At 66.5% G+C, this 12,209-nt stretch carries 11 protein-coding genes and 1 tRNA gene; 7 read left to right on the top strand and 5 right to left on the bottom strand.

The window, feature by feature from the left end; translation table 11 throughout:
* Positions 1 to 2: 2 nt before the first annotated feature.
* The gene (locus tag EV668_RS23115; RefSeq protein WP_133774687.1) at positions 3 to 1,616 is read right to left on the bottom strand and encodes an ABC transporter substrate-binding protein; all 1,614 of its coding nucleotides are present in this window, start codon (positions 1,614 to 1,616) and stop codon (positions 3 to 5) included.
* A 371-nt stretch (positions 1,617 to 1,987) separates the two neighbouring features.
* Here EV668_RS23115 and EV668_RS23110 point away from each other — a divergent pair, with 371 nt between their 5' ends.
* The 7 genes from EV668_RS23110 to EV668_RS23080 all read left to right on the top strand — a co-directional run bounded on the left by EV668_RS23110 (position 1,988) and on the right by EV668_RS23080 (position 7,064).
* Positions 1,988 to 2,782 carry a MetQ/NlpA family ABC transporter substrate-binding protein gene (locus EV668_RS23110; protein ID WP_245513386.1) on the top strand — a complete coding sequence of 265 codons (795 nt, stop codon included), beginning with the start codon at positions 1,988 to 1,990 and terminating at the stop codon, positions 2,780 to 2,782.
* 90 nt (positions 2,783 to 2,872) lie between these two features.
* The gene (gene coaD, locus EV668_RS23105) at positions 2,873 to 3,394 is read left to right on the top strand and encodes a pantetheine-phosphate adenylyltransferase (RefSeq protein WP_133774685.1); all 522 of its coding nucleotides are present in this window, start codon (positions 2,873 to 2,875) and stop codon (positions 3,392 to 3,394) included.
* Positions 3,395 to 3,436: 42 nt separating this feature from the next.
* A complete protein-coding gene (locus EV668_RS23100) occupies positions 3,437 to 4,000 on the top strand; it encodes a peptidylprolyl isomerase (protein WP_133774684.1) in 564 nt (187 codons plus the stop codon).
* A 42-nt stretch (positions 4,001 to 4,042) separates the two neighbouring features.
* Positions 4,043 to 4,507, top strand: a complete 465-nt coding sequence (locus EV668_RS23095; protein ID WP_133774682.1) for a peptidylprolyl isomerase — start codon at positions 4,043 to 4,045, stop codon at positions 4,505 to 4,507.
* Positions 4,508 to 4,681: 174 nt separating this feature from the next.
* Complete coding sequence (queA, locus tag EV668_RS23090) at positions 4,682 to 5,764, top strand: tRNA preQ1(34) S-adenosylmethionine ribosyltransferase-isomerase QueA (protein WP_133774680.1); 1,083 nt, start codon at positions 4,682 to 4,684, stop codon at positions 5,762 to 5,764.
* Positions 5,761 to 6,897: a tRNA guanosine(34) transglycosylase Tgt gene (tgt, locus tag EV668_RS23085; protein WP_133774678.1), complete on the top strand. Its 1,137-nt coding sequence runs from the start codon at positions 5,761 to 5,763 to the stop codon at positions 6,895 to 6,897. Before queA ends, tgt begins: the two co-directional genes overlap by 4 nt.
* Before the next feature lie 90 nt (positions 6,898 to 6,987).
* A tRNA-Lys gene (locus tag EV668_RS23080) sits at positions 6,988 to 7,064 on the top strand.
* 261 nt (positions 7,065 to 7,325) lie between these two features.
* On the opposite strand, the gene EV668_RS23075 is transcribed toward EV668_RS23080, so the two are convergent.
* The 4 genes from EV668_RS23075 to EV668_RS23060 all read right to left on the bottom strand — a co-directional run bounded on the left by EV668_RS23075 (position 7,326) and on the right by EV668_RS23060 (position 12,206).
* On the bottom strand, positions 7,326 to 8,330 hold the full coding sequence (locus EV668_RS23075) for an HAD family hydrolase (RefSeq protein ID WP_133774676.1): 1,005 nt from the start codon (positions 8,328 to 8,330) through the stop codon (positions 7,326 to 7,328).
* A 66-nt stretch (positions 8,331 to 8,396) separates the two neighbouring features.
* Positions 8,397 to 10,211, bottom strand: coding sequence for an arylsulfatase (locus tag EV668_RS23070; RefSeq protein WP_208111616.1), 1,815 nt, complete (start codon positions 10,209 to 10,211; stop codon positions 8,397 to 8,399).
* A gap of 147 nt (positions 10,212 to 10,358) precedes the next feature.
* Positions 10,359 to 11,366, bottom strand: a complete 1,008-nt coding sequence (locus EV668_RS23065; RefSeq protein WP_133774674.1) for a SphA family protein — start codon at positions 11,364 to 11,366, stop codon at positions 10,359 to 10,361.
* Positions 11,367 to 12,053: 687 nt separating this feature from the next.
* Positions 12,054 to 12,206 (bottom strand): TonB family protein, encoded by a 153-nt coding sequence (locus EV668_RS23060; RefSeq protein WP_342636850.1) that lies wholly within the window; start codon positions 12,204 to 12,206, stop codon positions 12,054 to 12,056.
* Between the last annotated feature and the right edge of the window lie 3 nt (positions 12,207 to 12,209).

Raw genomic sequence — 12,209 nt, 5'->3', positions numbered from 1 at the left:
TTTCACTGCAGGCTGACGGTGGTGAGATCCACGAACCAGGATTGGGGCGAGACGAATCCCTTCACTTTCCCCGACATCGCGCGCGGGTTGAGGTCATGGACGATGTAGAGCCAGGGCGGATTGTCGACCAGCCTTTCGTGCACCGCCTTCGTCGCTGCCGTGATCTCCTTCGGGTCGGTCGCCTCGGCGAGGGTCTTGAGCGACGCCTCGAACTGATCGTCGGCCCATTGCGGGAAGTTGAAGCCGTTCGGCGAGAAGCTCGATTTCGCGAAGTACCGCGCCATCACGCCGATATCGGAGGACGGCGAACTGACGTTGAGCGCGCTCGCCCCCGCGAGGGTCGGGGCGTCCGGCGTCGCCCGGGCGGCCGTCAGCAGGACCTGCCATTCGACCGCGTTCACCTCGACATTCACGCCGCAGGCTTCCTTCAGGTTGGACTGGACGAACTCGTTCATGGGCAGGGGCAGCATCTGGCCCGAGCCCGAGGTCGAGACCATCACCTTGAAGGAGAGAGGCTTCGCGGCCGTGTAGCCGGCCTCCGCGAGAAGCGCCTTCCCCTTCGCGGGGTCGAACGTGTAGCGGTTCTTCGGCGCGCCGAAATGCGGATCGGACGCCTTCAGCCAGCCGACGGAAGGCTCGGCCACGCCGTTCAGCATCTCGACGAGGCCGGCGCGGTCGACGCAGTAATTGAGCGCCTGCCGGACCTTGACGTCCTTCAGCGGGCTGTTGGTCGCGCCGATATTGTAGATCCACGGCCAGACATGCGGGTACGAGCCCGTCGTGATCGTGAAGCCGGCCGATTTCAGCGAGGGGATGCCGTCCGGCGGCGGCACTTCGATCCAGTCCACCTGGCCGGACCGCAGCGCGGCGATCCGGGAGTTCGCGTCGGGGATCGGCAGCAGCCGCACGCCCGCGACCTTGGGCTTCCGAGAGGCGTCCCAATAGGCATCGTTGCGCGCGAGTTCGACGACCTCGCGCGGTGTCACCTTGGTGATCTTGAACGGTCCGGTTCCGGCGGCGGGCAGCGTCGCGACCTTGCCCCAGTCGTTGCCCGCCTTCTCGAACGAGGCGGGCGAGGTGAAGAGCACGTAGACCACCATGTAGGGGAAGTACGAGGCTGGCACCGTCGTCGTCATCGAGACGGTCATGTCGTCGATCTTCTTGTAGCCCGCCATGATGGGGACGCGGGCCCGCGTGATGCCGGAGCCCGGCGCCTCGAATTGCGGGCTGTCGGTCTTGAAGTAGCGGTCGAGGTTCCAGATCACGGCATCGGCGTTGAAGGGCGTGCCGTCGTGGAAGGCGACGTTCGGCCGGAGCTTGAAGATCCAGGTCTTCTTGTCGTCCGGTGACTGAGTCCAGCTCTCGGCGAGCCCCGCCTTGAGCCCCGCGAGCGCGTCGGTTTTCGTCAGGTCCCAGAGGATCAGGCCCTCGAAGATCGGATAGCCCAGGAAGCGCATCCCTTCGAAGCCGTTATTGGGCATCCCCGTCGTGGTCGGGATGTCCGTCGCGGTCATGGCGATGCGCAGGGTTTGAGCATGTGCAGGTGCAGCGGTGGCGAGCGGAACGGCCGCCGCCGCGATGGCGGCGATGCTGGCAAAGACGAACGAACGGGGCATCAGGACCTCGTGATCGGTTGCGGTGGCACCCTCCGTCCGCAAGTTGCGGGCCATTCCCGGAGACCGGCTGCGATCTGTACCCATAATCGGCCCTCGCCGATCAGGGGCCGAAGCATGATGTCCCCTTCGGTCTCTGTCGGCCGCAGAATTAGCCCTGCGAAGTGGCTGTTTCGGAGATGATATGTTTTCATAATTTTTGAGTTCAAAAAATATAGATCGAAATTATAAGAAATAAGGCATATTCGTTCTACGCAAGTGCTTGGATATGATCTTAAAAACTATTTGCAAATACAAGAAGTTCGTACTCTCTTCGGTGGGGCGTCGGCGGCGTTGGCCGTGGGCGGCATTTCGAAAAGCGTGGAGAGCGGACGATGACGATGTTCAAGGCCCTGGCCGGACTTCTGGCGGGGGTGATCATGATCGGCGGCGCGTCGGTCGCCCGGGCCGATGCGCCGTTGACGATCGGCGTGACCGCCGGCCCCGTGGCGCTTCTGCTGGAGCAGGTGGCCGTCCGTGCCAAGGCGAAGGGCATCGAGGTCACGCTCGTCGAGTTTTCCGATTGGGTCACGCCGAACTCGGCCGTCGCCGCGGGCGATCTCGACGCGAACTTCTTCCAGCACGTCACGTTCCTGGAGCAGCAGAACAAGGCGCGCGGCTCGAACCTCGTGCCCGCCGCGCCCGGCGGCATCATCGGGCCGGTCGGGCTGTTCTCGAAGAAGTACAAGAAGGTCGAGGACGTGAAGAGCGGCGAGACCGTCTCGATCCCCAACGACCCCGTGAACGGGGCCCGCGGCCTCATCCTCCTCGAGAAGGCGGGCCTCGTGAAGCTGACGCCCGGCAAGGGCATCGCCGTCACCGCCCAGGACATCGTCGAGAATCCGAGGAAGCTGAAGATCGTCGAGCTCGAATCCGGGCAGATCTATCGCTCGCTCGACGATGTCGGGCTCGCCTCGGTGAACTTCACCAGCCTGGTCCTGGGCGGCGGCGATCCGAAATCGGCCCTCGTCGCCGATCTGACGACGGACGAGAAGTTCGTGTTCCGGTTCGTCACCCGGCCGGACCGGAAGGACAATCCGAAGCTCCACGCCTTCATCAAGGAGTTCAAGACGCCCGAGACCCGGGCCTTCATCGAGACCAAGCTGCCGGCCTTCATCCCGGCCTGGTGACAGGCGGCCTGCGCCACCGCCCCATCGTCGGAGCCTGGTCATCCGCCGTCGCGAGTTGCGGCGGCGGATGCGCTCGCGTAAGCCGCGCGGATGAGCTCGAAGACGCCGCCACGGCGCTCCATCCTCTATAGCGGCTCCTTCGATCCGCTGACGAACGGCCATCTCGACGTCTGCCGGCGCGCCTGCGCCCTGGCGGACCGCCTCGTCGTCGCGATCGGGGTCCATTCCTCCAAGACGCCGGTCTTCCCGGCCGAGGATCGCGCCGACATGATCCGCGAGGTCGTCGGGCCGATCGCCGAGGAGGCGGGCGTCGTGCTGGAGGTCGTCCATTTCGGCGATCTCGTCATCGAGGCGGCGCGGCGGCTCGGCTGTTCCAGCATCATCCGGGGCCTGCGCGACGGCACCGATCTCGATTACGAGATGCAGATGGCGGCCATGAACGAGACCATGGCGCCCGACATCGCAACGATCTTCGTCCCGGCTTCGCCCGCGACCCGCCCCATCACCGCCACGCTCGTGCGTCAGGTGGCGCAGATGGGCGGGGACGTGAAGCCCTTCGTGCCTCGCTCCGTCGCCGGGCGGCTCGAGGCGCGCTTCTCGAAGAAGGGCTGAGCGCTCCGCTCCTCGGCTCTCCCAGGATCAAAGGATCACCGCATGACAGGACAGGCGACCCGCCGGACCATCCTCGCCGCCATGGCCTCCGCCGGCGCGCTTCCGGCGCTGGCTCAGGGCAAGGCCGATCCCGAGAACACGGTCTATCTCGACACCAAGGACGGCCGCGTCACGATCCGGCTCCGGTCCGACCTCGCTCCGAAACACGCCGCGCAGATCAAGACGCTCGTTCGCCGCAAGTTCTATGACGGCCTCGTCTTCCACCGCGTCATCGACGGCTTCATGGCCCAGACGGGCGACCCGAAGGGCAACGGCACGGGCGGATCGGACCTGCCCGACATCCCGAGCGAGTTCACGAAGAAGGCGAGCTTCCAGCGCGGCACCGTGGGGATGGCCCGCTCCTCCTCGCCGAACTCGGCGAATTCGCAGTTCTTCATCGTCTTCGGCGATGCGAGCTTCCTCGACGGCCAGTACACCCTCATCGGCGAGGTCACGTCGGGGATGGATGTCGTCGACAAGATCAAGAAGGGCGACAAGGGGCGCAACGGCACCGTCGCCCAGCCCGACAAGATCGTCCGCATGCAGCTCGCAGCGGACGCCAAGTGACGTTCGACGTGACGTTTGACGCGACGTTCAAGGAGAATTGAGATGGCAGATCCCGAAAACACACTGGTCCTCGAGACGTCGAAGGGCAACGTCACGATCGCGCTGCGGCCCGATCTCGCGCCGAAGCATGTCGAGCGCATCAAGACGCTGGCCCGCGAGGGCTTCTACGACGGCGTCGTGTTCCACCGCGTCATCGACGGCTTCATGGCCCAGGGCGGCGATCCGACCGGCACCGGCACGGGCGGCTCGAAATATCCGAACCTCCCGGCCGAGTTCAGCGCCCATTCGCATCAGCGCGGCGTCTGCTCGATGGCCCGCAGCTCGAACCCGAACTCGGCCAACTCGCAGTTCTTCATCGTCTTCGGCGATGCGAGCTTCCTCGACCGGCAATACACGGTCTGGGGCGAGGTGACGGAGGGCATGGAGAACGTCGACAAGTTCGCCCGCGGCGAGCCGGTCTCCAACCCCGACCGCATCGTGAAGGCCCGCATCGCGGCCGACGCGTAAGAAGCTTCCGGCGCTGCGTCCTTCTCCCCTTGCGGGAGAAGGTGGCAGCGCGAAGCGCTGACGGATGAGGGGTGAAGCACATCCGTCGACGTCGAGTTTCTACCCCTCATCCGACCTTTGTTGATGCAAGGGCCACCTTCTCCCGCCAGGGAGAAGGGTATCGGAGCGCTGAGTTTGCGCGTCGACCTTTTCGATTTCGACCTTCCCGAGGACCGGATCGCGCTCCGGCCGGCGGTGCCGCGCGAGGCGGCGCGGCTGCTCGTCGTGCCGCCCGCGGGCGCGCTCGGGCATCGAACCATCGCCGACCTGCCGGGCCTTCTGCGCGCGGGCGACGCGCTCGTGCTCAACGATACCCGCGTGATCCCGGCGCGCCTGCGGGGGCTCCGGATCCGCGGTGAGAATGCGGCGCGGGTCGAGATCATGCTCCACCGCAGGCTCGCCCCCGACACCTGGCTCGCCTTCGCCCGGCCGGCGAAGAAGCTCGCGCCCGGCGATCGGATCCGCTTCGGCGACGAGCGCGAAAGCACGGCCTGCCTCCTCGCGAGCCTCGATGCCGAGGTCGAGGCGCGAGGGGAGGGCGGCGAGGTGCGCCTTCGCTTCGCTTTCCAGGGGCCTGCGCTCGACGAGGCCATCGCCGCCCACGGCGAGATGCCCCTGCCGCCCTATATCGCGGGCAAGCGCCCCGCCGACGAGCGCGACCTCGTCGATTACCAGACGGTCTATGCCGCGGAAGCCGGTGCCGTGGCCGCGCCGACGGCGGGCCTCCACCTCTCGGCCGGGATGCTGGCGGGCCTGGCCGAGCGCGGCATCGCGCAGCATCGCGTCACGCTCCATGTCGGGGCCGGAACCTTCCTGCCGGTCTCCGCGGACGACACGACCGATCACCGGATGCATCCGGAATGGGGCACGGTTTCCGCCGAGACCGCCGCTGCGCTGAACGAGACGCGGGCGAGGGGAGGGCGGGTCGTCGCCATCGGCACGACGTCGCTCCGCCTCCTCGAAAGCGCGGCCGATCCAGACGGCACGATCCGGGCGTTCTCGGACGAGACCTCGATCTTCATCACGCCCGGCTACCGCTTCCGCGCGGTCGACGTGCTCATGACCAATTTCCACCTGCCGCGCTCGACCCTGTTCATGCTGGTCAGCGCCTTCGCCGGCCTCGACCGGATGCGCGCCGCCTATGCGGAGGCGATCGCGCAGGGCTATCGCTTCTATTCCTACGGCGATGCCTGCCTTCTGGAGCGCGCCCCGGCATGAGTTCCTTCGGCTTCACGGTCCATGCCCGCGACGGCGCCGCGCGGACGGGCGCCATCACGACGCCTCGCGGCGAGATCCGCACGCCGGCCTTCATGCCGGTCGGGACGGCGGGCACCGTGAAGGCGATGTATCCCGAGCAGGTCAAGGCGCTCGGCGCCGACATCGTCCTCGGCAATACGTATCACCTGATGCTGCGGCCCGGAGCGGAGCGCGTCGCGCGCCTCGGCGGGCTGCACCGGATGATGCGCTGGGACGGGCCGATCCTGACCGATTCCGGCGGCTTCCAGGTCATGTCGCTCGCGGGGCTCCGCAAGCTCAGCGAGACGGGCGTCGTCTTCCAGTCCCATATCGACGGCTCGCGTCACGAGATGACGCCCGAGCGCTCGATCGAGATCCAGACGCTGCTCGGCGCCGACATCCAGATGCAGCTCGACGAATGCGTCCGCCTGCCGGCCCCGCGCGAGGAGGTCGAGAAGGCGATGCGGCTCTCGCTGCGCTGGGCGGAGCGCTGCCGGACCGCCTTCGGCAGCCAGCCGGGCCGGGCGCTGTTCGGCATCGTCCAGGGCGGGACGGACGAGGCGCTGCGCGTGGAAAGCGCCAAGGACCTCGTCTCGCTCGATCTCGGCGGCTATGCGGTCGGCGGTCTCGCGGTCGGCGAGCCCCAGGCCGACATGCTGCGCATGATCGAGACGGTGGAGCCGCATCTCCCGACGGCGAAGCCGCGTTACCTGATGGGCGTCGGCACGCCCGACGACATCGCCCAGGCCGTCCGGCGCGGCATCGACATGTTCGACTGCGTGATGCCGACCCGGGCCGGGCGCCACGGCATGGCCTATACGCGCCACGGCCGCGTGAACCTCAAGAACGCCCGCTTCGCCGAGGACATCCGCCCGCTCGACGAGGCCTCCTCCTGTGCCGCCAGCCGGGATTACTCGCGCGCCTATCTCCACCATCTCGTCCGCTCGGGCGAGATTCTCGGCATGATGCTGCTGACCTGGAGCAACCTCGCCTATTACCAGGACCTGATGGCGGGTCTGCGGGCCGCGATCAGGGATGGCCGCCTCGAGGACCATCTCGCTGAGATCCGCGAAGGCTGGGCCCGCGGCGAGGCCGGCGCGCCCACCCGCCCGTAACGCCCCCGCCGCCGCACCGGGACGGAAAGCGCGATCATCGCGACGAAGGGGTTTGACCCTCGCCCGCCGAGCCCTTATTCCGACCCCCGAGGGCGCGTAGCTCAGCTGGTTAGAGCAACTGACTTTTAATCAGTAGGTCCTGGGTTCGAGTCCCAGCGCGCTCACCAACGATTTCAAGTGCTTGGCTCTGATTTATACGGGCCGCTAGGGCGCTTTGAACCTTGCGGACCCCGCAGAAGCACATTCGGTTCGGTGCGGCGATTGCACCTCGGAAACGACCGGCGATTTCGAAGGCTGCGATGTCTGCCCTGATCACGATCAAGGCTGCGGTCGAGCGTTTCGACGTAGCGGCCCGCAAGGACGGCCATCAGACGGCGACGAGCGGGACGAACCAGGAGCAGAGGTCGATGAACGCCATCGTCGCTGCGTCAAGGTTCCGACGGGAAGACGCTTCGCCAGTCGCGCTTCATGTCGACGACCGTCCAGCCCTTGGCGGAGGCCTCGTCGAGAGCCTTGTCGAGCCGGCCGATATGCGATTGGCGATCGTAGGCCCATTCCCGCTCCGCGTCCGTATGGTGCAGGATCGCGGCGAAGCGGGCGCCGGGTCCAGCGGCGGTCCATTGCAGCATGTCGAGGTCGCCGTCCGAGTTGCCAAAGGCCAGGATGGGGCGCCGGCCGATGAAGCGGTTGATGCCGACCGGCTTGCCGGGCCCATCATCCACGAACTCGACCTTGGGCTCCTTGACGAGTTCCGGCGCGCCGTTTCCGGCCTGCCTGAACCGGACCGAGCCCGATGAGCCGACGACCTGCTCGGGCGGGATGCCATAAGCCTTCTCGGCCCAGACGCGGATGAACTCGACGCCTCCGCCCGACACGATGAACGTCTTGAAGCCGTTGGATCTGAGGAAATTGAGAAGCTCCAGCTGCGGCTGGTAGACGAGCCTCTCGTAGGGTCGGCCGAAACGGGGGTGGCGGGCCGAGGCGAGCCAGCCGGCGACGGAAGCCGCGAAGGCGTCCGTCGTCATGCCGGCGTGAGTGGCGGTCAAGATCTCGGCCGCGCCTCGCTCGCCCGAGGCGGCCAACGCGGCGAGGTCGCCGTCGAGGACGGCCTTGATGGGCGGCCTCCCGCTCCATTCCGGATTCTGAGGAGCGAGTGTCCTTACCTGGTCGAGCGCGAAGGCAAACTGAAAATAGAGCGGCTGTTCGGCCCAGAGCGTGCCGTCGTTGTCAAAGACCGCTATCCGCTCGGCGGGCGGGACGAAATCCGTCCCGCCTTCGCGCGCGACGCGAGACACGAAACTCACGATCGCCTGCTTGACCGCACCATCGTGCCACGACGGCAGCGGGTCCGATTGGGCCGAGGCCCGGATGGAGGCGAGGAGAAGCGGCGCAGCGGAGACAGCCAGCGCGGCACGTCGGGTCAACGGATGCATGACGGAGCCTCCCTGACGGCGTTCCTCTCATCCGACGCGCGCCTCCGGCTCGGCGGGCGCGGCTCGCTACGGTGTCCGGCGATTCAGGTGTTCTTCGACCATCCGGTTCAGCGTACCGCGTATGCGCTCGGGATCGACGCTGCGGGCAAGTTCCCGCCTCTGCTTGATCGCGTCGAGGGTGCCTTCCAGCACGTTGGCCGGGTTGAAGCTCGGCGGGAACGAGCGTGGCGGGAACTCCTTGAAGGAGGCCACGAATTCGAAGACGTCGTCCATCATTCCGTAGACGATGCCAGCGCGGGCCACGAACCAGTCCCAATAGGTGTTGGACGTGATGTCGGCGCGTTCGAACGGATCCTGCATCAGGTTGAACACCTTCTGCATTCGGAGCGTCGTGAAGGGCTCGGCCCAGACCTCCATCGTCCCCTGCCGCCGCTGCTCGGAGAACACGAACTTGTAGTCGCCCTGCCGCAGGCCGACGAGCAATCCGTCGTCGTCCCCGTAGAAGAACTTGGCGCGGCTGCTCTTGGCACCGTTGTTGTTGGCCGCGCTGCCGCGCACCCCGCGCAGGAACTGCGACTGGTCGTAGCCGTCGAGATGGACTTTGTAGGTCTTGCCGTTCGCCGTGTAGCCCTGCTTCAGCTTGCCGACGATATCCGGCTCGCCGGCGACCGCGCAGAGCGTCGGTATCCAATCGTTATGACTCATCAGCTCGTTGGTGACCGTGCCGGGCTGGATGACACTCGGCCAGCGCACCATGCAGGGGACGCGGAAGGCCCCCTCCCAGTTCGTGTTCTTCTCCGAACGGAACCACGTCATGGCGGCATCGGGCCAGGTGTTCATGTGCGGACCGTTATCGGTCGTGTAGACGACGATGGTGTTCCCCGCGATGCCGAGATCGTCGAGCGCTTTCAGCAAGGTGCCGATCGTGTCGTCGTGCTCCTGCATGCCGTCGACATATTCGCTATCGCCATGCTTGTAGCGGCCGCGATGCTCGGCCCGAACGTGCGTGCGCAAGTGCATGCGGGTCGAATTGTACCAGCAGAAGAACGGCCGTCCCGCGCGGGCCTGCCGCCCCATGTAATCGATCGCGGCGGCCGAGGTCTCGTCGTCGATCGTCTCCATGCGCTTCTTCGTCAGCGCGCCGGTATCCTCGATCGTCTGCAGTCCGATCCTGCCGAAGCGCGGATCGACGGTTGGATCGTCGCGCTCGCTCGCCCGGCAGCGCAGCACGCCGCGGGGGCCGAACTTGGCCCGGTAGGCCGGGTCCTTGGGATAGTCCGGATGCTCGGGCTCTTCCTCCGCATTGAGGTGGTAGAGGTTGCCGAAGAACTCGTCGAAGCCGTTGACCGTCGGCAGCGACTCATTGCGGTCCCCGACATGGTTCTTGCCGAACTGCCCGGTCGCGTAGCCGAGGTTCTTAAGGAGCCCGCCGATCGAGGGGTCGAGCTGGCTCATGCCCATCGGGGCGCCAGGGAAGCCGACCTTGCTCAACCCCGTACGGATGATGTGCTGACCGGTCAGGAAGGCGGATCGCCCCGCCGTGCAGGACTGCTCGCCGTAATAGTGCTGGAACTTGAGGCCTTCGCGGGCGATCCGGTCGATGTTCGGTGTCTCGTACCCCATCAGGCCGTTCGAATAGGCGCTGATGTTGGCGATGCCGATGTCGTCTCCGAAGATCACGAGGATGTTGGGCTTGGGGCCGGTGGCAGAGGGCATTGGCTGAGGCTGGGCTGCCGGTGCCGGTGCCTGTGCGGCAACGGCCGTGGCGGACAAACCGCCTGCAGCCAGCGTCGTGCCGGCCAGGAGCATGTGCCGGCGGCTGAGGCGCGTTTCGTCCGCGCGTTCGATGCCGTCGTGATCGCGCCCGTTGTGATCCGCCATGGCTGACGTCCTCCCTCAAGATGCGGCGAGACCCGGGATGGCTGGTCCAGGCGTCCATCGGCTGTGCCGCCATTCCGGCGTGGACCGGCCATGCCGGCCGTCGTTTGGGGTCGAGGGGGACGGCGGTTGATCCACGCCCCCCTCCACTCAGTAGGCCGCGGCCACCGCTCGACCTGAAGCCGCGGCGGGCGCCAATGGGCCGCCGAGGGGAAAGGAAATCGTCAGGAACCCCATGGTGCCCTGCGGACGATTACGGACCTCCACCTCGCGCAGGATCCGAATGCCCGTTGAAACGGGCGTCTCCCCGATCTTGAAGCTGTAGTTCAGCGTGCCCCCGACGGCCGTGGTCCGCCCCTTGAATTGGCCGAGCAGGGGCGATCCCCGGTCGGCCGAGACTTGTTCGTAATGGCCAGCAATCACACCGAGCGACAGCTCTTTCGTCAGCGACTTCGTGATGGCCAGATCGAAGTGAACCGCGTTCCCGGACCGGTAATCCGTCGCGGCGTTCCTGCCATTGACCTCGAAGCCCACGGCTCCGGAGACGTCGAGGCCGAGAGAGGGATCGAGCCATGTCACGGCGGCGGTGAGGTCGCCGATCGGCCGATTGAACGACACGTTTGAGAGAGCGCCGTCTCGATAAGATCCGGAAGGAATGCTGACCGAGCCGGTCAGCGACCAGTGAAGATTGCCCGCGTGCCAACCGATCAGGCTCGACACGACGGGATCGCCCACGTTGAACACGTTGTCGTCCGCCTGGAAGGCGGCCGTCCTTCCAAGTCGAGGAGCAGCGATAAGAGCTCCCGCCTGTACACGTGGGGACCCGAACGGGACGGAGACGGCGAATCCCAGATTGCCTCCGAAGACCTCGACCGGCGTGATCCAGGTCGGCGTGATGAAGTTGAGGGCGATGTTCGCCTTCACGTCAGCGACGAGAGCGCCGCCAATCTGCGTGCGGCGGCCCGCAGAGAAGTCGCCCGAGTAGTAGAAAACGTTGTTGGCCAAATAGAAGGCCGGCGGCGGCACGAAGCCCGCCATGGGACCGTGAATGCCGGGGACATAAAGGCTGCCGCCGCCCTCTGTCGCAGCAGCAGGCACCGCGCTCAGCGTCGGCAACGCCAATAAAATTGTTGCGATTATCTTCGCTGAGCGTGTCATGGCCTCCTCGGAAGACCATATTTTCAAGCATCCTCGCAGATGATAGTAGTTCTGCCAAGTCGACTCTGCCCGATGGTCCGGTTTCGGGCGGCGCCGGCGACGGGATCGCGCCGAGGAAGTCGTCATGCGCGACATCCCCATGGGCGAAATCGCGCGGGTCATCGGCCTCGCGACCGCACCGGCATTGCTGCTGGGAGCCGTGGCCCCGCCTGCTGGCGCTGCTGGTGACCCGCCTCGGTGACCTCGCGCGAGCCTCCAAGGACCTAAAACGTCGATCGATACGGCGACCGAAGCATGCCGGCGTTTCGATCAGCCTCCATGCGACCGATCGGGGGCAGGTCTGTGCGTGGACACGCCGTGCGAGGATGCGGACGCTCTCGCTTCAATGTGGATGTGGAGGCCGTCCGGCGTCGCGGCTCTTTGTCCAAGACGTGTCTACGAGGTCTGCCTCGCAGCCAGCCGCGTCCGCTCCGGCGAGCGAGCTTGCTCTATCGTGACAGATCCCATGCCCCCAGGGGCTCCCGGACCTTCCGCTCGGTGGCAGGATCGCTCCATTGGACGAGAAAGCTCTTCCTGCCTGACGCCGTGATCCGAAGCCCCGGGCCGCGGCACTCGTGATCGAAGACAAGCATGTTCGTCCGCCTGCCGGCAGCCTCATGGCCTTCAGGGATCGGCATAGGCCCGTTTCTACCTGTTGAACCGGATGGGGACGGTGAGGGCGACGGTTCCTCCTCCGATGCCGGCGGGTGGCGGGGGGACGGGGCTTGCGCGTCTCGGCAGGGAGGCGGCCTCGGCATCGAGGCGGGGATCTCCGGAGGAGCCGATGAGGCGCGCGGACAGGAC

The sequence above is a fragment of the Enterovirga rhinocerotis genome (assembly GCF_004363955.1).
In the GTDB taxonomy this organism is placed as follows: Bacteria; Pseudomonadota; Alphaproteobacteria; order Rhizobiales; family Beijerinckiaceae; genus Enterovirga; species Enterovirga rhinocerotis.
This window is presented reverse-complemented; position numbering and strand designations above follow the sequence as displayed.